The sequence below is a fragment of the Citrobacter sp. T1.2D-1 genome (genome assembly GCF_950098555.1).
GTDB classification, from domain to species: Bacteria; Pseudomonadota; Gammaproteobacteria; order Enterobacterales; family Enterobacteriaceae; genus Citrobacter_A; species Citrobacter_A telavivensis.
Genome location: NZ_CATNHH010000012.1, coordinates 302,368 through 324,611 on the forward strand (window position 1 = coordinate 302,368; position 22,244 = coordinate 324,611).

General features: G+C 52.4%; 23 protein-coding genes. 12 read left to right on the forward strand and 11 right to left on the reverse strand.

All coding sequences use genetic code 11. The features are described 5' to 3' along the window. Window positions 1–11: 11 nt before the first annotated feature. Genes QQZ17_RS12830 through rfaQ form a run of 4 tightly spaced genes read right to left on the reverse strand, consistent with a single transcriptional unit; the run spans window position 12 to window position 4,019 of the window. Entirely contained in the window at window positions 12–992 is a 981-nt protein-coding gene (locus QQZ17_RS12830; RefSeq protein WP_284554136.1) for a glycosyltransferase family 8 protein, read from the reverse strand. Between the two features lie 45 nt (window positions 993–1,037). Continuing rightward, a complete protein-coding gene (gene rfaP, locus QQZ17_RS12835) occupies window positions 1,038–1,835 on the reverse strand; it encodes a lipopolysaccharide core heptose(I) kinase RfaP (RefSeq protein ID WP_152400641.1) in 798 nt (265 codons plus the stop codon). Then, window positions 1,828–2,952 carry a glycosyltransferase family 4 protein gene (locus QQZ17_RS12840; RefSeq protein WP_152400643.1) on the reverse strand — a complete coding sequence of 375 codons (1,125 nt, stop codon included), beginning with the start codon at window positions 2,950–2,952 and terminating at the stop codon, window positions 1,828–1,830. Before QQZ17_RS12840 ends, rfaP begins: the two co-directional genes overlap by 8 nt. Next, window positions 2,949–4,019, reverse strand: coding sequence for a lipopolysaccharide core heptosyltransferase RfaQ (gene rfaQ / locus QQZ17_RS12845; RefSeq protein WP_152400645.1), 1,071 nt, complete (start codon window positions 4,017–4,019; stop codon window positions 2,949–2,951). The genes QQZ17_RS12840 and rfaQ overlap by 4 nt, the downstream gene beginning before the upstream one ends. A 410-nt stretch (window positions 4,020–4,429) precedes the next feature. On the opposite strand from rfaQ, the gene waaA reads away from it, so the two are divergent. Next, window positions 4,430–5,707 carry a lipid IV(A) 3-deoxy-D-manno-octulosonic acid transferase gene (waaA, locus tag QQZ17_RS12850; protein ID WP_152400646.1) on the forward strand — a complete coding sequence of 426 codons (1,278 nt, stop codon included), beginning with the start codon at window positions 4,430–4,432 and terminating at the stop codon, window positions 5,705–5,707. Window positions 5,708–5,715: 8 nt separating this feature from the next. Beyond that, window positions 5,716–6,195, forward strand: coding sequence for a pantetheine-phosphate adenylyltransferase (coaD, locus tag QQZ17_RS12855; protein ID WP_152400648.1), 480 nt, complete (start codon window positions 5,716–5,718; stop codon window positions 6,193–6,195). 25 nt (window positions 6,196–6,220) lie between these two features. On the opposite strand, the gene mutM is transcribed toward coaD, so the two are convergent. The 4 genes from mutM to radC all read right to left on the reverse strand — a co-directional run bounded on the left by mutM (window position 6,221) and on the right by radC (window position 8,435). Continuing rightward, on the reverse strand, window positions 6,221–7,030 hold the full coding sequence (gene mutM, locus QQZ17_RS12860) for a bifunctional DNA-formamidopyrimidine glycosylase/DNA-(apurinic or apyrimidinic site) lyase (RefSeq protein WP_152400650.1): 810 nt from the start codon (window positions 7,028–7,030) through the stop codon (window positions 6,221–6,223). A 98-nt stretch (window positions 7,031–7,128) separates the two neighbouring features. Beyond that, entirely contained in the window at window positions 7,129–7,296 is a 168-nt protein-coding gene (rpmG, locus tag QQZ17_RS12865) for a 50S ribosomal protein L33 (protein WP_003024094.1), read from the reverse strand. A gap of 20 nt (window positions 7,297–7,316) precedes the next feature. Next, window positions 7,317–7,553 carry a 50S ribosomal protein L28 gene (gene rpmB / locus QQZ17_RS12870; RefSeq protein WP_003024071.1) on the reverse strand — a complete coding sequence of 79 codons (237 nt, stop codon included), beginning with the start codon at window positions 7,551–7,553 and terminating at the stop codon, window positions 7,317–7,319. A 216-nt stretch (window positions 7,554–7,769) separates the two neighbouring features. Next, window positions 7,770–8,435, reverse strand: a complete 666-nt coding sequence (radC, locus tag QQZ17_RS12875) for a RadC family protein (protein WP_152400652.1) — start codon at window positions 8,433–8,435, stop codon at window positions 7,770–7,772. A gap of 173 nt (window positions 8,436–8,608) precedes the next feature. Here radC and coaBC point away from each other — a divergent pair, with 173 nt between their 5' ends. From coaBC to slmA, 3 genes are all read left to right on the forward strand, one after another. Further along, window positions 8,609–9,829 (forward strand): bifunctional phosphopantothenoylcysteine decarboxylase/phosphopantothenate--cysteine ligase CoaBC, encoded by a 1,221-nt coding sequence (gene coaBC / locus QQZ17_RS12880; RefSeq protein ID WP_178823844.1) that lies wholly within the window; start codon window positions 8,609–8,611, stop codon window positions 9,827–9,829. Then, on the forward strand, window positions 9,807–10,265 hold the full coding sequence (gene dut / locus QQZ17_RS12885) for a dUTP diphosphatase (RefSeq protein ID WP_042998633.1): 459 nt from the start codon (window positions 9,807–9,809) through the stop codon (window positions 10,263–10,265). The genes coaBC and dut overlap by 23 nt, the downstream gene beginning before the upstream one ends. Window positions 10,266–10,373: 108 nt before the next feature. Beyond that, window positions 10,374–10,970, forward strand: a complete 597-nt coding sequence (gene slmA, locus QQZ17_RS12890) for a nucleoid occlusion factor SlmA (RefSeq protein WP_046492184.1) — start codon at window positions 10,374–10,376, stop codon at window positions 10,968–10,970. 39 nt (window positions 10,971–11,009) lie between these two features. On the opposite strand, the gene pyrE is transcribed toward slmA, so the two are convergent. Next, on the reverse strand, window positions 11,010–11,651 hold the full coding sequence (gene pyrE / locus QQZ17_RS12895; RefSeq protein WP_152400656.1) for an orotate phosphoribosyltransferase: 642 nt from the start codon (window positions 11,649–11,651) through the stop codon (window positions 11,010–11,012). Window positions 11,652–11,729: 78 nt separating this feature from the next. Continuing rightward, entirely contained in the window at window positions 11,730–12,446 is a 717-nt protein-coding gene (gene rph / locus QQZ17_RS12900) for a ribonuclease PH (RefSeq protein WP_042323350.1), read from the reverse strand. A 125-nt stretch (window positions 12,447–12,571) separates the two neighbouring features. On the opposite strand from rph, the gene QQZ17_RS12905 reads away from it, so the two are divergent. Together QQZ17_RS12905 and QQZ17_RS12910 are read left to right on the forward strand one after the other, a co-directional pair. Further along, a complete protein-coding gene (locus tag QQZ17_RS12905; RefSeq protein ID WP_046492189.1) occupies window positions 12,572–13,435 on the forward strand; it encodes a YicC/YloC family endoribonuclease in 864 nt (287 codons plus the stop codon). A gap of 255 nt (window positions 13,436–13,690) precedes the next feature. Then, the gene (locus tag QQZ17_RS12910; RefSeq protein WP_152400659.1) at window positions 13,691–14,308 is read left to right on the forward strand and encodes a trimeric intracellular cation channel family protein; all 618 of its coding nucleotides are present in this window, start codon (window positions 13,691–13,693) and stop codon (window positions 14,306–14,308) included. Here the strand turns inward: QQZ17_RS12910 and ligB are convergent. Then, entirely contained in the window at window positions 14,305–15,990 is a 1,686-nt protein-coding gene (gene ligB, locus QQZ17_RS12915) for an NAD-dependent DNA ligase LigB (RefSeq protein ID WP_152400661.1), read from the reverse strand. The two genes, QQZ17_RS12910 and ligB, sit on opposite strands and share 4 nt — an antisense overlap. A gap of 256 nt (window positions 15,991–16,246) precedes the next feature. On the opposite strand from ligB, the gene gmk reads away from it, so the two are divergent. The 5 genes from gmk to recG all read left to right on the forward strand — a co-directional run bounded on the left by gmk (window position 16,247) and on the right by recG (window position 22,233). Continuing rightward, window positions 16,247–16,870: a guanylate kinase gene (gmk, locus tag QQZ17_RS12920; RefSeq protein WP_152406220.1), complete on the forward strand. Its 624-nt coding sequence runs from the start codon at window positions 16,247–16,249 to the stop codon at window positions 16,868–16,870. Between the two features lie 54 nt (window positions 16,871–16,924). Further along, entirely contained in the window at window positions 16,925–17,200 is a 276-nt protein-coding gene (rpoZ, locus tag QQZ17_RS12925) for a DNA-directed RNA polymerase subunit omega (RefSeq protein WP_000135057.1), read from the forward strand. Window positions 17,201–17,218: 18 nt separating this feature from the next. Further along, window positions 17,219–19,330, forward strand: coding sequence for a bifunctional GTP diphosphokinase/guanosine-3',5'-bis pyrophosphate 3'-pyrophosphohydrolase (gene spoT, locus QQZ17_RS12930; RefSeq protein ID WP_042323359.1), 2,112 nt, complete (start codon window positions 17,219–17,221; stop codon window positions 19,328–19,330). 128 nt (window positions 19,331–19,458) lie between these two features. Further along, window positions 19,459–20,148, forward strand: a complete 690-nt coding sequence (gene trmH, locus QQZ17_RS12935) for a tRNA (guanosine(18)-2'-O)-methyltransferase TrmH (protein ID WP_152400663.1) — start codon at window positions 19,459–19,461, stop codon at window positions 20,146–20,148. A 3-nt stretch (window positions 20,149–20,151) separates the two neighbouring features. Then, entirely contained in the window at window positions 20,152–22,233 is a 2,082-nt protein-coding gene (gene recG / locus QQZ17_RS12940) for an ATP-dependent DNA helicase RecG (protein ID WP_152400665.1), read from the forward strand. The last annotated feature ends 11 nt before the right edge of the window (window positions 22,234–22,244 follow it).

The window sequence follows — 22,244 nt, forward strand, 5'->3', positions numbered from 1 at the left end:
TCCCTTCCCTGCTAAAATTTTATTCTAAATATCTTCATCAATAAATAGCTCAGATAGTAATATATTGCCTCACCATATTGACTATCTTTCCATAGCATTTTAGATTTCAATCTAATTTCACTTGCCGACGGCGCTAGATGTCGCTTAGCCTTACACCAAGGAGATTGAGAAAAATATCGGCTAAAATTACTAGCATTGAAAATAAGATACCATGGTTTATTTGGCGTTACATAATGCATGATAACTGTATTTTGTATGTTTTCATCTTCTGCATCATGATATATACTTAACGTTGTTTTATTGTTGAATTTCGCGTCAAGATATTGTAATTTCCCGTTAAGTAAAATATTTAGAACATCCTGATCTGCGTATCTAAAAACTTTACCGCTATTAATCATGGTTAATGCATTCTGCGTAATGTTATTTTTCCGCCACTCTTTATTATTGATCAACATAACACCGGCATTGAAATATTTATTAAACTTTATGCCATAATCTAACTTATCAATGCGCGCTTGCATTTCTATAGAATCTGAAATTACCCCAGCAATATTATTCTGCAAATCGTAATCAATCAACTCAATTAAGCAGCCATAACAAATTATATCACAATCCAAATACATTATATTATCAATGGATTGATCAATGACTTCAGGGATTAGAAAGCGCAAACATGTTGATAATGGAATACCCAGAACTAATGTGTCCGGATTTATATTAAAATCTCTATTTATATGATAAATCGTGATTAAAACATTTGGCCTATTTAGTTTATAGAATAATGTCAAATCATTATCTGATACATCAGAAACTAAAAGATGAAAATGTAAGTTGATATTTTTATTATTTTCAATGATAGAAAATATCGCCACTCCTGCGGGCATTACGAAACCACGATCAAAACAGAATGAGATATGAAGCGTATTCGTTAATGCCTCGCTGTTAAGGAATAGTTCTTCTTTGCTCGTGACGAAATTGCTAACATTAGTCAATTTAGAAAATCCTGCTTAATTGAGATAACCAATCATGTGAATTAATTATAATTTTTTCCGAATTGTTCTTTCTTTTATTTTTTCTGCTCTTTCTGCAGCCTGGGCGAGTAGTCCAGCTTCTGACTGCAAAATTTTTTTCAGCGGTATGCCAAAATAAACCCGCATAAACCGCCAGATATCCCGCTGCGTCAACCCAATGTTTAGCGACGAAAAATAGAGACCAATCAGATCTTTATCACGCCAGCGACGAGGAACTTTCGTACGAATCTGTGCCCTGTGTAGATCAATAACCGAAATCTTTAAGTCTTCTTTATTGCCTGAAAAAGGCAGATGCAGCAGGAAGTGACAGATATAACAATCACGGTGATTGATTCCGCCTGCGTGCATCTTGCGTACCATCGTGGCCACGCGGTCAATAAGCATCCACTTCACGTTGACGTCCGGTGGATTCGTTGCCCAATCCGCACAATAGTCTTCCAGACTGATGGTCGGAGTGAGATCTTCGGTAATAATGAACGAGGTTTTGGTCAGAGGATTGAGCCCCTTCTCACCAAACCCAACGCCATACATGGTATCCACCCCCAAATTCTGAAGGCGATGAATAGCGTTCCACTCTCTGTCGGCGCCCAAAACCGGCATCCGCAGTGAGAGAAGATTTTTGACGATTTCCTTGAGAGAAGTCCCCCGATGCCATTTAAGGAAATAGCTTTTCCCCGCCAGTTCAAATCGCAGCGTACGACGGGTTTCCAGTTCCCTGAAGACTTCACCCTGCAGCGTTTTGACTTCCTTAAACGCATCCTTACCGCGCCATAATGTGGCTAACGGTTCTTTCAATTCAACCATCCAGACCACCTGTAATAATGTCCGCCGCCTTTTCCGGCAGACTGTACAAATCTTGCGTATCCGCGAAATGCCGTGCGTTTTCTGCCCACGCGGCGCGCAATGACGGCTGGGTCAACGCTTTACGTAAAATGTCGTTCAACGCGTCCTGCCGCCAGGGCTCTTCAATAACGTCACCACAGTTAGCCTGCGCAATATAATGCGCATAGCCACAGACGGCAGAGGTCAACACCGGCAGACCTGCGGTAATGGCCTCCAGCAGAACAATTCCTGCCGCTTCCTGATAGGCCGGGTGCAGCAATAAATCGGCTGCGGCCATCAACTCCGCGACATCATTGCGCCCAGAGAAAAAATGCACATTGCTACGCACACCGCGTTTTTCCGCCAGCGCTTCAAATTTTCGCGGTTTATCCTGGCCGACAATATACAGAAGCGTATTATGCCGCAGCGCCGCCGGCAGTGAAGCAAGTGCTTCAATCGAGCGATCCACCCCTTTGCGGGTAAAATCAGAACCGACCTGCAACAATAAGTTTTGCTGCTCAGTAATACCGTTCTTCTGGCGAACTATTTCGCGGGCATTCGGGATTTGCGCACTGTATTTTCTGTCCGGGTAAATACCCGGAGGGAGAATATGAAAACGCTCCGCTTCGGTTTGATAGTGCTTCTGAAAATCAGCAATCTGTGTATCCGTCAGCATTAATAACTGCGTTGACTTACCCTGCTCAAACGTTGCCCGTTCAAACGCCGCATAATGGCGATAACGAGAGGTCAGGCGGTAGAAAAAGCCTTTTTCCTGTGCAACCTTTTCGGCGTAACAAACATCAGCGGCAAAATAGACATCCAGACCAGGCATTTTGTTAAAACCCACGACCCGATCAACAGGATGTTCACGCAAATGTGCCTGCACCCAGGCGTAATATTCCGCATTGCGCCCATGGTTGGTTCGCGATTTAACCGGTACGCGAATGAGTTCAAAAACATCCGGACATTCTCCGTCCCAGGATTGGGTATAAATACGGACCTGATGGCCGCGTGCGGCTACGGTCTGCGCAATGCGCATAAAGTCACGTTGTAATCCGCCGAACGGAAAATACTTATACAAACAAAAAGCCACGATCATACCGGCGCATCCATTTCGATAATTTGCGCGTTCTGCGGCAACATTTTTTCCGTTGCTGCAATCACATCCTCAGCAGGAATAACGGACATATATTTTTTGTCACGGTCCAGTTCAGATCGTTTAGGCATGGCCTGATAGTCCCCAGCCCAAAACTGAATAATATTGTCGGTCCAGGGACGCCAGAAGACGTGATCGGTCGCACCAAACAGACATATCACCGGCGTTTTGACCGCTGCAGCAATATGCCCGGGCGCTGAATCGACACCAATGAAAAGTGCGGCATGATCAATCAGCGCGCCTAATTCCGGGAATCGGGTTTTACCCGCCAGTCCGGTGACCGGTTTGGTTTCACATCCCTGCGCAATCTCTTCCACGCACGCTAAATCGTCTGCAGAAGGACCTGATGTCAGCACCACCTGGTAGCCGCGACGCTCAAGAGCATCAATAACGCGGGAAAATTTGTCATTATCCCAGCACTTAAATAACTGCCTTGCCGTGGGTTGAATCACCACATACTGACGATTCACGCCGAGTTGATGCAACTGTCGACGCATATTTTCCCAGTGCTCAGGCCGATAGCTCATGGTCGTTTCGGTAACAACATGCTCCAGCTCCAGTGGTTTGAGCGCTGACAGCGTGCGTTCGACGACGTGTTCACCGGCGTAGGGAACGAGATGGGTAAAACTCTGTTTCCAGAATGCAGACTGCCGGTTGGCGAAATCCTGGGATATTTTTACTCTTGCACGTAAAAAACGGACAATCAGCGCCACAATCCACTGATCGGTCAGATTGATGACCAGATCATATTGGTTGTTGCGTAAAGTCTTAATCAGCGAAAGCGTATTTTTAATTTTCTCTGCCGCCCCCGTTCCCTTATTACTGATGCCATAGAGGGCATTAATCTCGGGGTTTTCCGACAAAATAGGCATCGTATCCTGGTAAAGAAGCATATCGATTTTGGCGTCAGGATAGTTCTGCTTCAACGTACTGATGACGGGAGTGGTTAATAGCATATCCCCGTGGAAACGCATCTTGATGACCAGAATTTTTCGAAAAGGCTTTTCCACACGCGACTCTTTTGTTGTGATTGTCCGATAAAGTTAAGCAGAAAACAGCACGCTACCGCCCCAGGCTCAACAGCTACCCGATCACTGATATTGCACCGACTTTTACGCGCTAGTGTATCACTTCTTTCGCTGCGATCCGACTCGAATAAATTAACCACAAATAGGAGTTTTTTCTTTTTTAAATCAAATTGATATTAATCTAATCATCGCTTTTTACGTCACTGATTGACTCTGCAAACAACGGCAAGGCGGCAAAAATCAATAAATGGCATAAAAATGCAAAAAATCTGGGCCAGGCTGCCGGAATTAGTCGAACTTAAAGCTATTTAAGTCAAAAACGGGAAAAGTAATGGTAAAGCCCTGTCTAAATACATAGAATCCCCAGCACATCCATAAGCCAGCTATTTACTATGCTCGAATTGCTTTACACCGCCCTTCTCTACCTTATTCAGCCTTTTATCTGGATACGGCTTTGGGTGCGCGGACGTAAAGCCCCGGCCTACCGTAAACGCTGGGGTGAACGCTACGGTTTTTATCGCCGCCCCCTGAAACCGGGCGGAATTATGCTCCATTCCGTCTCTGTCGGCGAAACGCTGGCAGCCATTCCTTTGGTTCGCGCCCTGCGGCATCGCTATCCCGACCTGCCGATCACGGTCACCACGATGACGCCGACCGGCTCCGAGCGTGTCCAGTCCGCCTTCGGTAGCGATGTTCAGCACGTCTATCTGCCTTATGATTTACCTGATGCGCTGGGACGCTTCCTGAACCAGGTCGATCCTAAGCTGGTACTGATCATGGAAACGGAGCTGTGGCCGAACCTGATTGCCGCGCTGCATAAACGCCATATTCCGCTGGTCATCGCCAATGCGCGTCTTTCTGCTCGCTCCGCTGACGGTTACGCGAAGCTGGGGAAATTTATCCGCCGAATCCTCCGCCGTATTACGCTAATTGCGGCGCAAAATGAAGAGGATGGTCAGCGCTTTGTGACGCTGGGCGCGAAGAACAACCAGGTGACCGTCACCGGCAGTCTGAAGTTCGATATCTCCGTGACGCCACAGCTCGCTGCGAAGGCGGTTACGTTACGTCGCCAGTGGGCGCCGCATCGCCCGGTATGGATCGCAACCAGTACCCATGATGGCGAAGAGAGTATTGTGATCGCCGCGCATCAGGCATTGCTACACCAGTTCCCCAACCTGCTATTGATTCTGGTCCCGCGTCATCCGGAACGTTTCCCGGATGCGATTAACCTCGTACGTGAAGCCGGACTAAGCTATACAACACGTTCCTCCGGTGAAGTTCCTTCAGCCAGTACACAGGTCGTTGTGGGTGATACGATGGGTGAACTGATGCTACTTTACGGAATTGCAGATCTGGCGTTTGTCGGGGGATCTCTGGTTGAGCGTGGCGGACACAATCCGCTGGAAGCCGCGGCCCACGCGATTCCCGTGCTAATGGGGCCTCACACATTCAACTTCAAAGATATCTGCGCCCGTCTGGAGCAGGCCAGCGGTTTGATTACGGTCACGGATGCCACAAGCCTCGCTAAAGAGGTTTCCTCTTTACTGACCGATGCCGATTATCGTAATTTCTATGGTCGTCACGCAGTTGAAGTTCTCTATCAAAACCAGGGCGCACTACAACGCCTACTGCAACTGCTGGAACCTTATCTGCCACCGAAAACGCATTGAGGGCTGTTATGCAAAAACGGGCGATTTATCCAGGCACTTTTGATCCGTTGACGAACGGCCATATCGATATCATCACGCGTGCTACGCAGATGTTTGACCATGTCATTCTGGCAATTGCGGCAAGTCCCGGTAAAAAACCAATGTTCACCCTTGAAGAGCGCGTTGCGCTGGCTCAGCTGGCTACAGCCCATCTGCCCGGCGTTGAAGTCCTGGGCTTTAGCGATCTGATGGCAAATTTTGCGCGTGAGCAGCAGGCCAATATCCTGATTCGTGGATTGCGCGCCGTTGCGGATTTTGAATACGAAATGCAACTGGCCCATATGAATCGTCATTTGATGCCGGAACTGGAAAGCGTCTTTCTGATGCCTTCTAAAGAGTGGTCCTTCATCTCGTCGTCACTGGTGAAAGAAGTGGCCCGCCATCAGGGTGATGTCACCCACTTCCTGCCAGAGAATATTCATCAGGCGCTGCTGGCTAAGCTCAAATAGCGTCCCTGGGCCGGGACGCTTCACCTTACTTCTGGCACTGACGGCAATAGTACGTCGCGCGCTGTGCGTGTTTCGATGCCACGATCGGCGTTCCACACACCCTGCACGGTTCGCCTTTGCGGCCATAGACCTGTAGCTCCTGAGCAAAATAGCCCGGTTTACCGTCGCTTTGCAGAAAATCTTTCAATGTCGTCCCGCCCTGTTCTATTGAGCGCAGCAAAACGGCCTTAATCACGCGCGCCAGCAGCTCATATTCGGCCTGCGACAGCGACGACGCCAGACGGTCAGGATGAATGCCGGCAGCAAACAGGGATTCACTGGCATAGATGTTCCCAACTCCCACCACCAGTTTGTTATCCATCAACCAGGGTTTAATCGCCGTTTTCTTCTTCGCACACTTCTGTTGCAGGTATTCACCATTGAAATCGTCGCTCAACGGTTCAGGGCCGAGATGCGCCAGCACGTTGTGCCCTTCCAGCGCTTTCGTCCACAGCCAGGCGCCAAAGCGACGGGGATCGGTGTAGCGCAGGACTTTACCATTACTCATCACTAAATCGACGTGGTCGTGTTTTTCTGCCGGAAGTTCTTCAGGAAGGATACGCAAACTGCCCGACATCCCCAGATGGATGATTATCCAGCCATCGGGCAGTTCCAGCAGAAGATATTTCGCACGACGCTGAACGCTGAGCACCGGTTTGTCGCTCAGACGGTAGATCTCTTCTGACACCGGCCAACGCAGACGTCCATTACGCACATTGGCATGCAGAATGGTTGCCCCGACCAGGTGCGGCTCAATACCGCGGCGGCTGGTTTCGACTTCAGGTAATTCAGGCATAACGTCTCCGGCTGTGTATCAGGTCTCACTAATATGGGGATGGCCAGAAAACAAAAAACCCCGCCGAGGCGAGGTTTTTCATTACAGCAAAGCGGAAATTACTTAATTTTCGCTTCTTTGTAGAGAACGTGCTGACGGACAACTGGATCGAACTTTTTCAGTTCCAGTTTTTCCGGCTTAGTACGTTTGTTCTTCGTGGTGGTATAGAAGTGACCAGTACCAGCAGAAGAAACCAGCTTGATCTTCTCACGAATACCTTTAGCCATGATTTATTTCCTCTTAGTACTTAGTACTTTTCGCCACGGGCACGCAGTTCAGACAGAACTGTTTCGATGCCTTTCTTATCAATTACACGCATACCTTTAGCAGATACACGCAGGGTGACAAAACGCTTTTCGCTCTCAACCCAGAAACGGTGAGAGTGCAGGTTAGGCAGAAAACGGCGTTTAGTCGCGTTCAGTGCGTGGGAACGGTTGTTACCGGTCACCGGACGCTTGCCAGTAACTTGGCAGACTCGGGACATGTCTATTCTCCAAAAATCAAATTAGCTCGAGCTTCGTATGGGGTATCGGCGCCTCGTCAGGCTTTACAGCCCGGTCATCGCGGTTCTAAGCGAACACTCGATTGCCAGGCCCAAATGCCAAACCCGAGATTCTCAAAGGTGGCGTAGTATACGCTGAGTCAGCGATGTGCTCAAGTCCCGAACAGACAAAGATCCCGATGGATCGCGCAAAGTGCGTCAAATCCAACCACGTTCCGCAAACGAAACGTACTCTCCGCGTCCAATGACAAGGTGATCAAGCACACGGATATCCATGAACTGACAGCATTTTACGACACGCTCAGTGATAAGTTTATCCGCTTTACTCGGCTCTGCACACCCCGACGGATGATTATGTGCAAGGATCACCGCAGATGCATTGATTTTTATCGCTTCACGAATAATTTCACGCGGATGAATCTCAACATGGGTGAGGGTGCCAGAAAAAAGGCGGCTATGTTTAATGACCTTGTGTTGGGAATCGAGAAAAACCACCATAAAAACTTCTCGCCCTTCCCCCGCAAATTGACTCTGCAAAAAATCCCGTGTTAACAACGGGCTGAGTAACGGGTTCGAGCCTTTTATTTGTACTTCATAAAAGCGACGGGCCAGCTCCGCAATGCCTTTAAGCTGCGCGTATTTTGCCACGCCAATCCCTGTCACCGTACTGAACTGCGAGTAGTCCGCCGTCAACAAGCTATAGAGAGAGCCAAAATGTTCCAGGATCTCTTTTGCCAGCGTAAAGACATCTTTTCCGGGCGTTCCAGTCCGCAAGAAGAGCGCCAGCAGTTCATCATCCGTCAGCGTATCTACCCCAAGTGCCAACAGTTTTTCCCTTGGCAATACATACTCAGCAGTTTCCATCCCCACACCTCCTTATGCCAGCACGAATGGTGGCATAGCCATGAGGGGGAATCGACGTACAATTTCCACTCCTGCGTAGCGCCTCGCAAAGTGATTCATGGGTGAGCGCACGACAGTTTACGGATTGTGATAAAATATCCGCCTTCTGGTGTAATCCAACAGGAAAGATCATGATGAGCCTGGCCGGTAAAAAAATCGTTCTCGGCGTCAGCGGCGGCATTGCTGCCTACAAAACCCCTGAACTGGTGCGTCGTCTGCGCGAACGCGGTGCCGATGTCCGTGTGGCAATGACCGAGGCGGCTAAAGCCTTTATTACCCCACTCAGCTTACAGGCGGTTTCCGGGTATCCCGTTTCCGACAGTCTGCTGGATCCCGCGGCAGAAGCCGCGATGGGCCATATTGAGTTGGGGAAATGGGCCGACCTGGTGATTCTCGCCCCTGCCACCGCAGACCTTATCGCGCGTGTCGCAGCCGGCATGGCAAACGATCTGGTGTCCACGATTTGTCTGGCGACACCTGCGCCCATTGCCGTTTTACCGGCGATGAACCAGCAGATGTATCGGGCTGCGGCGACTCAGCACAATCTGGACGTTCTGACTTCCCGTGGGTTGCTCATCTGGGGGCCGGACAGCGGCAGCCAGGCATGCGGTGACGTGGGTCCGGGTCGCATGCTGGATCCCTTAACGATTGTCGATATGGCCGCGGCGCATTTCTCCCCTGTCAACGATCTGCAACATCTCAATATCATGATTACCGCGGGCCCGACGCGTGAACCGCTCGACCCGGTGCGTTACATTTCCAACCACAGCTCAGGTAAGATGGGGTTTGCCATCGCCGCTGCGGCCGCCCGTCGTGGGGCGAACGTTACGCTGGTCACCGGCCCCGTGTCGTTACCCACGCCGCCTTTTGTACAGCGTGTCGATGTGATGACCGCTCTGGAGATGGAAGCAGCAGTGCAATCCGCCGTACAACAGCAACATATTTTTATCGGCTGTGCTGCGGTAGCAGACTATCGCGCCGCCGTTGTCGCACCGGAAAAAATTAAGAAACAGGCAACGCAGGGTGATGAATTAACAATAAAAATGGTCAAAAACCCGGATATCATCGCCGGGGTTGCCGCACGTAAAGACCATCGTCCCTATGTCGTTGGGTTTGCCGCGGAAACGAATAATGTGGAAGAATACGCCCGGCAAAAACGTAACCGCAAAAATCTTGATTTGATCTGTGCAAACGATGTTTCACTCTCAACTCAAGGATTTAATAGCGACAGCAACGCTCTACACCTTTTCTGGCAGGATGGAGATAAAGTCTTACCGCTTGCGCGCAAAGCACTCCTTGGCCAATTATTACTCGACGAGATCGTGACCCTTTATGATGAAAAAAATCGACGTTAAGATTCTGGATCCGCGTGTTGGCAAGCAATTCCCGCTGCCGACGTATGCCACCTCCGGTTCCGCCGGACTTGACCTGCGGGCCTGTCTTGATGACGCCGTAGAACTGGCGCCGGGCGCAACCACGCTGCTGCCAACCGGGCTGGCTATTCATATCGCCGATCCGTCTCTGGCTGCCGTCATCCTGCCGCGTTCGGGTCTGGGCCATAAGCATGGTATCGTGCTGGGCAACCTGGTGGGGTTGATTGACTCTGACTATCAGGGGCAACTGATGGTGTCCGTCTGGAACCGCGGTCAGGACAGTTTCACCATTGAGCCGGGTGAACGCATCGCACAGATGGTCTTTGTGCCGGTTGTGCAGGCCGAATTTAACCTGGTGGAAGAGTTTGATGCCACTCACCGTGGTGAAGGCGGTTTCGGCCATTCCGGTCGTAAGTAAGAAAGTTACGCATCCCGATAACGTCATAACATCACCGCAAGCCCTGTGTTTGCGGTCATAGTGTGGATGCTCGCCTGCAAGTGCTTATTTTCAGGGGTATTTTGTAACATGGCAGAAAAACAAACTGCGAAAAGGAATCGTCGCGAAGAAATACTTCAGTCTCTGGCGCTGATGCTGGAATCCAGCGATGGAAGCCAGCGCATCACAACGGCAAAACTGGCGGCTTCTGTCGGCGTTTCCGAAGCGGCGTTGTACCGCCACTTTCCCAGCAAGACACGCATGTTCGATAGCCTGATTGAGTTTATCGAAGACAGCCTGATCACCCGTATCAATTTGATTCTGAAAGATGAAAAAGATACCCACGCGCGTCTGCGTCTGATCGTGTTATTGATCCTGGGTTTCGGTGAGCGCAATCCCGGCCTGACGCGTATCCTGACCGGGCATGCGCTGATGTTTGAACAGGATCGTCTGCAAGGGCGTATCAATCAACTGTTCGAACGCATTGAAGCACAACTGCGCCAGGTGCTGCGGGAAAAGCGGATGCGCGAAGGTGAAGGATACGTGACGGATGAAACGTTGCTGGCAAGCCAGTTACTTGCCTTCTGCGAAGGTATGCTGTCGCGCTTCGTGCGTAGTGAATTCAAATACCGTCCAACGGATGATTTTGATGCCCGCTGGCCACTGCTCGCCTCACAACTGCAGTAATGCTTGCCGGATAGCGCGCGCGTTATCCGGCCATTCTGGTTAAACGCCAAACGCTTCCCGATACGCCCGCACCGCCGCCAGATGTTTTGCCATTTCCGGCTTCTCTTCCAGATAGGCAATCAGGTCTTTCAGGGTGATGATAGAAATCACCTTACAGCCATAATCGCGCTCGACTTCCTGAATGGCGGAAATCTCGCCACGCCCCCGCTCCTGACGATCCAAAGAGATCAGCACGCCAGCCAGCGTCGCGCCATTGGCCTGGATGATTTCCATCGATTCCCGGATTGCCGTACCGGCAGTGATCACGTCATCCACCAGCATCACGCGGCCCTGCAGTGCGCTGCCAACCAGATTGCCACCTTCGCCATGATCTTTAGCTTCTTTGCGGTTAAAGCAGTACGGCAGGTCTTTGTCGTGATGCTCCGCCAGCGCGACCGCCGTGGTGGTTGCAATCGGAATACCTTTGTAAGCCGGGCCAAAAAGCAGATCAAACTCAATGCCAGAATCCACCAACGCTTCGGCGTAAAAACGACCTAACAGTGCCAAATCGCGCCCGGTATTAAACAGCCCGGCGTTGAAGAAATAGGGGCTCTTTCGCCCGGATTTCAGCGTGAATTCGCCAAACTTGAGTACCTGTTTGTTAAGCGCAAACTCAATAAACTGGCGTTGATAGGGTTTCATGGATTCGCTCCTCATTTCACTTTCATCATTGACAAAATCTACGGACAAAAAAAAGGCGACTCATTGGTCGCCTTAAAATCAATTTTCTAACGCCGCCTTCTGCGTCGTGACAATGGATTCGATTCCCCCTCGGGCCAGTGCCAACAAGGTGAGAAGTTCTTCATGGCTGAACGGCTCGCCTTCTGCCGTCCCCTGCACTTCAATGATGCGCCCGTCTTCGGTCATCACCACGTTCATGTCGGTTTCCGCCGCCGAGTCTTCAACATACTCCAGATCGCAGAGCGCTTCGCCGTTGACGATCCCCACAGATACTGCCGCAACCATCCCTTTCATTGGGTTGGTTTTCAGCTTACCGCTTGCCACCAGCTTGTTCAGCGCATCCGCCAGCGCAACGCAGGCTCCGGTAATGGAAGCGGTACGCGTGCCGCCATCGGCCTGGATCACGTCGCAGTCCAAAGTGATGGTAAATTCACCCAACGTTTTGAGATCGACCGCAGCACGCAGCGCACGGGCGATCAGACGTTGAATCTCCATCGTACGACCGCCCTGCTTGCCCTTTGCTGCTTCGCGCGCGTTACGGGTATGCGTTGCACGCGGCAACATGCCATATTCAGCGGTGATCCAGCCCTGGCCCTGACCTTTCAGAAAACGCGGTACGCCTTCTTCAATCGAGGCTGTGCACAGCACTTTGGTATCGCCAAATTCGACCAGCACCGAGCCTTCAGCATGTTTTGTATAGTTACGGGTCAGGGTTACGGGACGCACCTGATTAGCGCTACGGCCTGCTGGACGCATATTGAGATCTCCGGCTTGAAACGAATGTGGCTGCGCATTATACGGACTTCCAGCTGTTATTCCTATCCTGACAAGGCCGGGATGGCTATAATCCCCCCATCTCTCCTTTAAAAACAGGAACGTCTATGATCCGCAGTATGACAGCCTACGCCCGGCGTGAAATCAAGGGTGAATGGGGTAGCGCCACCTGGGAAATGCGCTCGGTAAACCAGCGTTATCTGGAAACTTACTTTCGTCTGCCGGAACAGTTCCGTAGCCTTGAACCTGTTGTTCGTGAACGCATCCGTACGCGCCTGACGCGCGGTAAAGTCGAGTGCATGCTGCGCTTTGAGCCCGATGCGAGCGCGCAGGGCGAGCTCATCCTGAATGAAAAGCTCGCAAAACAACTCGTGAACGCGGCCAACTGGGTCAAAATGCAGAGCGATGAAGGAGAAATCAATCCAGTCGATATCCTTCGCTGGCCTGGCGTCATGGCGGCACAGGAACAGGATCTTGATGCCATTGCGGCTGAAATCCTGACCGCACTGGACGGTACGCTTGACGATTTCATCGTTGCCCGCGAAACGGAAGGTCAGGCTCTGAAAGCGCTGATCGAACAACGTCTGGAAGGTGTCAGCGCTGAAGTCATTAAAGTTCGCGCCCATATGCCAGAAATTCTGCAATGGCAGCGTGAACGTCTGGTCGCTAAGCTCGAGGACGCTCAGGTCCAGTTGGAGAATAACCGTCTGGAGCAAGAACTGGTCCTGATGGCACAGCGCATCGATGTGGCAGAAGAACTGGATCGCCTGGAAGCCCACGTCAAAGAAACCTACAACATCCTGAAGAAAAAAGAGGCGGTGGGTCGCCGTCTGGACTTCATGATGCAGGAATTCAACCGCGAGTCGAATACGCTGGCGTCTAAATCCATCAATGCCGAAGTGACCAATTCCGCGATTGAACTGAAAGTCCTGATCGAGCAAATGCGCGAGCAGATCCAGAATATCGAGTAAAGTGTCTTTCCGCGTAGCCCGTCAGTCGATGGCGGTGCTACGTTTTTTCGCAAGTCTCGCTGACTCTCACACATTTTCAGGTTAGTTTTTCTTATCCATTTTACTGACGAAAAAATCCTCACATCCCATACTACTTCATCAAAACAGTAATTTCGCATTACCTGACATTATTAAAAATCACTCGCCTTAGAAAATCTCAATCGTGACGATGAGTGCAAGTCGTTACTCTTTGTCCCCTAAATACTGGGGGGAGTCATGCTGTTACATGTTTTGTACCTGATAGGAATCACTGCCGAAGCCATGACCGGTGCACTGGCGGCGGGTCGCCGTCGGATGGATACATTCGGCGTTATCATTATTGCCACCGCGACGGCCATCGGCGGCGGCTCTGTCCGCGATATTCTGCTCGGGCACTATCCTCTGGGTTGGGTTAAACATCCCGAATACGTAATTATTGTCGCCACGGCGGCGGTCTTAACGACTATTGTGGCTCCCGTCATGCCCTATCTGCGCAAGGTGTTCCTGGTACTGGATGCCTTAGGCCTGGTCGTCTTTTCCATCATTGGCGCCCAGGTGGCCCTGGATATGGGGCATGGGCCGATCATTGCCGTCGTAGCGGCGGTTACCACCGGCGTCTTCGGTGGAGTGTTGCGCGATATGTTCTGTAAGCGTATTCCGCTCGTTTTCCAGAAAGAGTTGTACGCCGGCGTCTCATTCGCCTCTGCCGTGCTTTACATCATCCTGCAACACTATGTTTCCAATCAGGATATCGTGGTTATCTCAACCCTGATGTTTGGCTTTGTCGCCCGACTCCTGGCGCTGCGCCTTAAGCTGGGTTTGCCCGTGTTTTACTACCGCCACGAAAGCCACTAAGGGATAAAGCTCTCAATGTGCTGGGCCGCCAGCCAGTGGCTCAGTTGCTTAACTTCCGCGTTGTCCAGCCATGCCATCACCTGACGTGCGCGACGCGGGCCGACCGCCGGAAGTTGTTGCCAGTACGATTCCGTTCGCCCTGACAACTGCAGCCACGAACGATCGCCGCTGGCATTGAGCGCCGTCTGGGGTAACGGGATGCCCAGCGCCAGTATCCAGCGAATAAACGGCTGTTTTCTCACCAGATTAAACTGATGCCACACCTGCTCACTCTTCGCATTCGCAAAGCCCGGCGTGTGCTGAATCTGCTCCTGAGTTAAAGCCAGCCACGAAAAGATATGCTCAAAGTGATGCTGTTGATGAAGCGCCCGCCAGCCTGCCTCACCCACACCGTCTAACTGTAAAACAGCACCAGAGCCCGCCCAGACGAGGCGCGAGATAAACTGCTCCTGACACGATGCAGAAGCAAAAAAGCAGGTCAATGCGTTGAAGCGATTTTCAGGCGGCATCGGTTTAGTCCGTTCCGAACTCCGCCAGACGACATCGTCAATACGCGGGATCCCCTGTCCGGCAAGACTCACCAGGATCCGATCGCCTGGGGCAATATCCCACTCTTCCCAGCGGGTTACGGAACCGATATTCACCCGCTGTACCCGTTTATCGTCCAGCATGACGGGAGCGAGTGTCGCCACAACGGCGATTTTTCCGCTTTTGCCGACCGTAAACTGAATCGCTGTGACCTCAGCCACCTGCGCAACGGGCGGGTATTTCCAGGCGACCAGCCAACTCCCTTGTCCCGGTAACCACTGGCGGGACGCCGGCTCTTTGCTCATCCGCACAACGACCCCATCGGTGACAAAGGGCAAAGCGGACGTCCACCAGTGCGTACGCGCCCGTTCCACTGACTCAACATTGTCTGCCGGCAGCGTGAATTTTTTCGCGAGCGTAAACCCCGCCGCACTCAACTGGTTTACTCTTTCGGACATTGTCTGCGGGCCATCAGGCCATGCCCAGATAAAAATCCCCAGTGATGATAAGTCACTGACGTTGCCCTTGCGCATCAACAGACCCGCGACCTTCGAACGGGCATTCATTCCGCCCATTTTTTGCTGGATATGCCCTTCCTGTTGCAGAAAGATCTCGCCCTGCAACACGCTATTTGCCAGCGCACCCACCACAGTTTGCGGCACAGCAGGAATCTGTTGTACTTTTTGCGTCCAGTCTTCGCCTTTCAGGCCATCGCCACGGCTGATCGCCTGGGTCAGTTTGCCCTGCTGATATTTCAGCGTAACCGCCACGCCATCAACCTTCGGCTGTACCCACAAATCGTTGTGCTCGCGCATCCATTGCTGCATTGCTCGCTTGTCTGCCAGCTTTTGCACTCCGGTATGGGCGACAGGATGGGGGATCGTACCGCCTGGCGAGGGCAACGTCAGGCTGGGCGGGTCGTCGTCAGCAAAGCAATGCTGCCACTGGAGCAGTTGCGCATGCAGCTGATCGTAGACGCCATCCTCAACCGCGCTAACGCCCTCTTTCCAGTAGGCGTCATCCCACTGTGTAATTTGCTGTTGCAAACGAGAGATCTCCTCGTGGGCTCTGGCCGCCGACCATACCGGGCATATCGCCAGAACCTGCGAGTGCCACAACCACAACCCCATCAATATCGCTGTCCCTGTTTTCATCGCCACCTCCGTTGTACGTTGCCAGGCAGATATAGCGCGTTGCGTGACCTACGCCGAGTGACAAAAGTTAAGATTGCGTACAGGCTTCCAACGATTCCTCTCATTTGCAGCGAATGTTGCGTAAATCAGGAAACTGGCGCGCAAAAAGCAATAATCTGGCGCAAAAAGTGTGACAAAGGCTACGTCGCGTAGCGGCGACGTGTATAATAAGCCCGTATGTAGGTTCATTTTCGATAATCACATACGTAAGATACTCATGGCTCAAGGCACGCTTTATATTGTTTCTGCCCCCAGTGGCGCGGGTAAATCCAGCCTGATTCAGGCTTTGTTAAAAACCCAACCGTTGTATGACACCCAGGTTTCTGTTTCGCACACCACGCGCGCTCCGCGCCCGGGTGAGGTTCACGGCGAACATTATTTCTTTGTGAATCATGATGAATTCAGAACCATGATTGGTAACGACGCGTTTCTGGAACACGCAGAAGTTTTTGGCAATTACTACGGCACCTCGCGTGAAGCCATTGAGCAAGTACTGGCCTCCGGGGTAGATGTCTTTTTGGATATCGACTGGCAGGGCGCGCAACAAATTCGCAAGAAGATGCCGCATGCACGCAGTATCTTTATTCTGCCGCCGTCTAAACTTGAACTGGATCGCCGCTTGCGGGGTCGTGGGCAAGATAGCGAAGAGGTGATTGCAAAACGTATGGCGCAAGCTGTTGCAGAAATGAGCCATTACGCCGAATATGATTATCTTATTGTGAATGATGACTTCAACACCGCCCTGAGCGATTTGAAGACCATTATTCGCGCCGAACGTCTGCGCATGAGCCGCCAAAAGCAGCGTCATGACGCTTTAATCAGCAAACTGTTGGCAGACTGAACCCACTTTCAGTATCATGCCCAGTCATTTCTTCACCTGTGGAGCATTTTAAGTATGGCACGCGTAACTGTTCAGGACGCTGTAGAGAAAATTGGTAACCGTTTTGACCTAGTACTGGTCGCCGCGCGTCGCGCTCGTCAGATGCAGGTAGGCGGAAAGGATCCGCTCGTACCGGAAGAAAACGATAAAACTACCGTAATCGCGCTGCGCGAAATCGAAGAAGGTCTGATCAATAACCAGATCCTCGACGTACGTGAGCGCCAGGAACAGCAAGAGCAGGAAGCCGCTGAAATACAAGCCGTAACCGCAATTGCTGAAGGTCGTCGTTAATCACAAAGCGGGTCGCCCTTGTATCTGTTTGAAAGCCTGAATCAACTGATTCAACACTACCTGCCGGAAGACCAGATCAAACGTCTTCGGCAGGCGTATCTCGTTGCACGTGACGCTCACGAGGGCCAGACACGTTCAAGCGGTGAACCTTATATCACGCACCCTGTTGCCGTAGCCTGCATTCTGGCCGAAATGAAACTCGACTATGAAACGCTGATGGCTGCACTGCTGCATGACGTGATCGAAGATACTCCCGCCACCTACCAGGACATGGAACAGCTTTTTGGTAAAAGCGTTGCTGAACTGGTAGAGGGGGTATCGAAGCTTGATAAACTTAAGTTCCGCGATAAGAAAGAGGCGCAGGCCGAAAACTTTCGCAAGATGATTATGGCGATGGTGCAGGATATCCGCGTCATTCTCATCAAACTCGCCGACCGCACTCACAATATGCGCACGCTGGGCTCATTACGCCCGGACAAACGTCGCCGCATCGCTCGTGAAACCCTCGAAATTTATAGCCCGCTGGCGCATCGTTTAGGTATTCATCACATTAAAACCGAGCTCGAAGAACTGGGTTTTGAGGCGCTGTACCCGAACCGCTATCGCGTGATTAAAGAGGTGGTTAAAGCCGCACGTGGCAACCGTAAAGAGATGATCCAAAAAATCCTCTCTGAAATCGAAGGGCGTCTGCAGGAAGCGGGTATTCCGTGCCGTGTGAGTGGTCGTGAGAAGCACCTCTATTCCATCTATTGCAAGATGGTGCTTAAAGAGCAGCGTTTTCACTCAATCATGGATATCTACGCGTTTCGCGTTATCGTTCATGACGCCGACACCTGTTATCGCGTGCTCGGTCAGATGCACAGCCTCTATAAGCCGCGTCCTGGACGGGTAAAAGACTATATCGCGATTCCAAAAGCGAACGGCTATCAGTCTTTGCACACGTCGATGATCGGCCCGCACGGCGTCCCGGTTGAAGTCCAGATCCGTACAGAGGATATGGACCAGATGGCGGAAATGGGGGTCGCGGCGCACTGGGCTTATAAAGAGCACGGTGAAACCAGCACTACCGCGCAGATTCGTGCCCAGCGCTGGATGCAAAGCCTGTTGGAACTGCAGCAAAGCGCCGGTAGCTCGTTTGAATTTATCGAGAGCGTGAAATCCGATCTTTTCCCGGATGAGATTTACGTTTTCACACCGGAAGGGCGCATTGTCGAACTGCCTGCCGGTGCAACACCCGTCGACTTTGCCTATGCGGTGCATACCGATATTGGCCATGCCTGTGTGGGCGCGCGCGTCGACAGACAGCCCTACCCACTGTCGCAGCCGCTGACCAGCGGTCAGACGGTCGAAATCATTACCGCGCCGGGGGCACGCCCGAACGCCGCATGGCTTAACTTTGTCGTCAGTTCAAAAGCCCGCGCCAAGATCCGCCAGTTGCTGAAAAACCTCAAACGCGATGATTCCGTCAGTCTGGGACGCCGCCTGCTCAACCATGCGTTGGGTGGCAGTCGTAAGCTTGCCGAGATCCCGCAAGAAAGCATTCAGCGCGAACTTGAGCGGATGAAACTCGCGACGCTTGACGACCTGCTGGCAGAAATTGGCCTCGGCAATGCCATGAGCGTGGTGGTGGCGAAAAACCTGCAACAGGGTGATGCCTCTGCAATCCAGTCTGCGGCGCCGGGCCACGGTCATTTGCCCATCAAAGGCGCAGATGGTGTGCTGATTACCTTTGCCAAGTGCTGTCGTCCGATTCCTGGCGATCCGATCATTGCCCACGTCAGTCCGGGTAAAGGTCTGGTCATCCACCATGAATCCTGCCGTAACATCCGTGGTTACCAAAAAGAGCCAGAGAAGTTTATGGCGGTGGAATGGGACAAAGAGACGGAGCAGGAATTCATCACCGAAATCAAAGTGGATATGTTTAACCATCAGGGTGCACTGGCTAACCTGACGGCGGCGATCAACACCACGACCTCTAATATTCAGAGTCTGAATACCGAAGAGAAAGATGGTCGCGTCTACAGCGCCTTTATTCGCCTAACCGCGCGCGATCGCGTGCACCTGGCGAACATCATGCGCAAAATTCGCGTGATGCCAGACGTGATAAAAGTCACCCGTAACCGAAATTAACTTATAAACAAAATCATTCGAATTGCAGCAAGGTGGCAAGCGAATGAACCCCCAGGAACGTACAGAAATACGTGAATGGGGTGAGTGAGTGCCGCCAACGCCGGGGCAATTTGAAGGATGAAGCGTATATGAATGCACAGCGTTATGCCCGCATTTGCGAAATGCTCGCCAGGCGCCAGCCGGACCTGACTGTCTGCATGGAGCAGGTTCACAAACCTCATAACGTTTCTGCGATCATTCGTACCGCAGATGCCGTTGGCGTCCACGAAGTTCACGCCGTCTGGCCGGGTAGTCGTATGCGCACCATGGCCTCGGCGGCGGCAGGAAGCAACAGTTGGGTGCAGGTGAAAACCCACCGCACGATTGGCGACGCGGTCACCCATCTTAAAGGCCGGGGCATGCAGGTTCTGGCAACGCACCTCTCTGATAACGCTGTCGATTTCCGCGAAATAGATTACACGCGTCCGACCTGTATTCTGATGGGTCAGGAGAAAACCGGTATTACGCAGGAAGCACTGGATTTGGCGGATCAGGATATCATCATCCCCATGATCGGCATGGTTCAGTCGCTTAACGTTTCCGTCGCCTCTGCGTTGATTCTTTACGAAGCACAGCGCCAGCGACAGAACGCCGGAATGTACCTTCGCGAAAACAGCATGTTGCCGGAAGACGAACAGCAGCGCCTGTTGTTTGAGGGCGGCTACCCGGTGCTGGCAAAAGTCGCCAAACGCAAGGGGCTGCCCTATCCGCATGTCAATCAGCAGGGCCAAATTGAAGCCGATGACGTCTGGTGGTCCACCATGCAGGCGGCGAAGTAAATCATGAGTGGCCGCCTGTTAGATGCTGTCCCGCTCAGTTCACTAACGGGCGTTGGCGCAGCGCAAAGTAGCAAACTGGCGAAAATTGGTCTGCATACCGTGCAGGACCTGCTGTTACACCTTCCTCTGCGTTATGAAGACCGTACCCAACTCTATCCCATTGGTGAACTGCTGCCGGGCGTTTACGCCACCGTTGAAGGGGAAGTGCTGAACTGCAATATCACCTTCGGGGGTCGACGGATGATGACCTGCCAGATCAGCGACGGTTCCGGCATTCTGACAATGCGTTTTTTCAACTTTAGCGCGGCGATGAAAAACAGCCTTGCTACCGGACGGCGCGTACTGGCCTATGGCGAAGCGAAACGCGGGAAGTACGGCGCGGAGATGATCCACCCGGAATACCGGGTGCAGGGCGATCTCAGTACGCCAGAGTTGCAGGAGACACTCACCCCGGTTTATCCCACCACCGAAGGTATCAAGCAGGCGACACTGCGTAAGCTCACCGATCAGGCGTTGGATCTGCTGGACACCTGTGCCATCGCTGAACTCCTGCCGCCGGAATTATTACAGGGCATGCTCAGCCTGCCCGAAGCGCTTCGCACGCTGCATCGCCCACCGCCGACGCTACAGTTAAGCGATCTCGAGACCGGCCAACATCCAGCACAGCGTCGTCTGATCCTGGAAGAGTTACTGGCGCATAACCTGAGCATGCTGGCACTTCGTGCGGGCGCGCAGCGCTTCCATGCCCAACCGCTAAGCGCCAACGATAAGCTGAAAAACCAACTGTTAGCCTCGCTGCCTTTTAAGCCAACCGGTGCGCAGGCCCGCGTGGTGGCGGAAATCGAGCACGATATGGCTCTCGATATCCCGATGATGCGTCTGGTGCAGGGCGATGTCGGCTCCGGTAAAACGCTGGTTGCCGCGCTTGCAGCCCTGCGGGCGATTGCGCATGGTAAACAGGTCGCGCTGATGGCTCCGACCGAGCTACTGGCGGAACAGCATGCCCACAACTTCCGCAACTGGTTTGCCCCGCTTGGCGTTGAAGTCGGCTGGCTGGCGGGCAAACAAAAAGGGAAAGCTCGTCTGGCGCAACAAGACGCTATCGCCAGCGGACAGGTACAAATGGTGGTGGGGACGCACGCGATCTTCCAGGAACAGGTGCAGTTCAACGGCCTTGCGCTGGTCATCATCGATGAACAGCACCGTTTTGGCGTGCATCAGCGTCTCGCGCTGTGGGAGAAAGGCCAGCAGCAGGGTTTCCATCCGCACCAGTTGATCATGACCGCGACGCCTATTCCGCGGACGCTGGCGATGACCGCCTACGCGGATCTCGATACCTCCGTCATTGACGAACTGCCGCCCGGACGTACCCCCGTCACAACGGTGGCCATTCCGGATACCCGCCGCAGCGATATTATTGACCGGGTGCGCAACGCCTGTACGCAGGAAGGTCGCCAGGCCTACTGGGTCTGCACGCTGATTGAAGAATCCGATCTGTTAGAAGCCCAGGCCGCGGAAGCCACGTGGGAAGAGTTGAAACTCGCACTGCCAGAACTGAACGTCGGCCTGGTCCACGGACGTATGAAACCTGCCGAGAAACAGGCGGTAATGGCGGCGTTTAAGCAGGGCGAGCTGCATCTGCTGGTCGCCACGACGGTTATCGAAGTGGGTGTGGATGTCCCTAACGCCAGTCTGATGATTATCGAAAATCCGGAACGTCTCGGTTTGGCACAGTTACACCAACTGCGTGGGCGCGTCGGCCGTGGTGCGGTGGCTTCACACTGCGTGCTGCTCTACAAGTCGCCGCTATCGAAAACGGCGCAGAAACGCCTGCAGGTGCTGCGCGACAGTAGCGATGGCTTTGTGATTGCGCAAAAAGATCTCGAGATTCGCGGACCGGGTGAATTGTTGGGTACGCGGCAGACGGGGAATGCGGAATTTAAGGTGGCGGATTTACTGCGCGATCAGGCCATTATTCCGGAAGTTCAGCGCATTGCGCGCCACATTCATGAACGTTACCCACAAGAGGCAAAGGCGCTGATCGAACGCTGGATGCCAGAAACAGAGCGCTACTCTAACGCCTGACGGCAATGCAC

Excerpts from the sequence above, each read along its gene's own strand:
- rfaP (WP_152400641.1), bottom strand. The coding sequence starts at position 1,835 with ATGGTTGAATTGAAAGAACCGTTAGCCACATTATGGCGCGGTAAGGAT.
- QQZ17_RS12840 (WP_152400643.1), bottom strand. The coding sequence starts at position 2,952 with ATGATCGTGGCTTTTTGTTTGTATAAGTATTTTCCGTTCGGCGGATTA.
- waaA (WP_152400646.1), top strand. The coding sequence starts at position 4,430 with ATGCTCGAATTGCTTTACACCGCCCTTCTCTACCTTATTCAGCCTTTT.
- coaD (WP_152400648.1), top strand. The coding sequence starts at position 5,716 with ATGCAAAAACGGGCGATTTATCCAGGCACTTTTGATCCGTTGACGAAC.
- mutM (WP_152400650.1), bottom strand. The coding sequence starts at position 7,030 with ATGCCTGAATTACCTGAAGTCGAAACCAGCCGCCGCGGTATTGAGCCG.
- rpmG (WP_003024094.1), bottom strand. The coding sequence starts at position 7,296 with ATGGCTAAAGGTATTCGTGAGAAGATCAAGCTGGTTTCTTCTGCTGGT.
- rpmB (WP_003024071.1), bottom strand. The coding sequence starts at position 7,553 with ATGTCCCGAGTCTGCCAAGTTACTGGCAAGCGTCCGGTGACCGGTAAC.
- radC (WP_152400652.1), bottom strand. The coding sequence starts at position 8,435 with ATGGAAACTGCTGAGTATGTATTGCCAAGGGAAAAACTGTTGGCACTT.
- coaBC (WP_178823844.1), top strand. The coding sequence starts at position 8,609 with ATGAGCCTGGCCGGTAAAAAAATCGTTCTCGGCGTCAGCGGCGGCATT.
- dut (WP_042998633.1), top strand. The coding sequence starts at position 9,807 with ATGATGAAAAAAATCGACGTTAAGATTCTGGATCCGCGTGTTGGCAAG.
- slmA (WP_046492184.1), top strand. The coding sequence starts at position 10,374 with ATGGCAGAAAAACAAACTGCGAAAAGGAATCGTCGCGAAGAAATACTT.
- pyrE (WP_152400656.1), bottom strand. The coding sequence starts at position 11,651 with ATGAAACCCTATCAACGCCAGTTTATTGAGTTTGCGCTTAACAAACAG.
- rph (WP_042323350.1), bottom strand. The coding sequence starts at position 12,446 with ATGCGTCCAGCAGGCCGTAGCGCTAATCAGGTGCGTCCCGTAACCCTG.
- QQZ17_RS12905 (WP_046492189.1), top strand. The coding sequence starts at position 12,572 with ATGATCCGCAGTATGACAGCCTACGCCCGGCGTGAAATCAAGGGTGAA.
- QQZ17_RS12910 (WP_152400659.1), top strand. The coding sequence starts at position 13,691 with ATGCTGTTACATGTTTTGTACCTGATAGGAATCACTGCCGAAGCCATG.
- ligB (WP_152400661.1), bottom strand. The coding sequence starts at position 15,990 with ATGAAAACAGGGACAGCGATATTGATGGGGTTGTGGTTGTGGCACTCG.
- gmk (WP_152406220.1), top strand. The coding sequence starts at position 16,247 with ATGGCTCAAGGCACGCTTTATATTGTTTCTGCCCCCAGTGGCGCGGGT.
- rpoZ (WP_000135057.1), top strand. The coding sequence starts at position 16,925 with ATGGCACGCGTAACTGTTCAGGACGCTGTAGAGAAAATTGGTAACCGT.
- trmH (WP_152400663.1), top strand. The coding sequence starts at position 19,459 with ATGAATGCACAGCGTTATGCCCGCATTTGCGAAATGCTCGCCAGGCGC.
- recG (WP_152400665.1), top strand. The coding sequence starts at position 20,152 with ATGAGTGGCCGCCTGTTAGATGCTGTCCCGCTCAGTTCACTAACGGGC.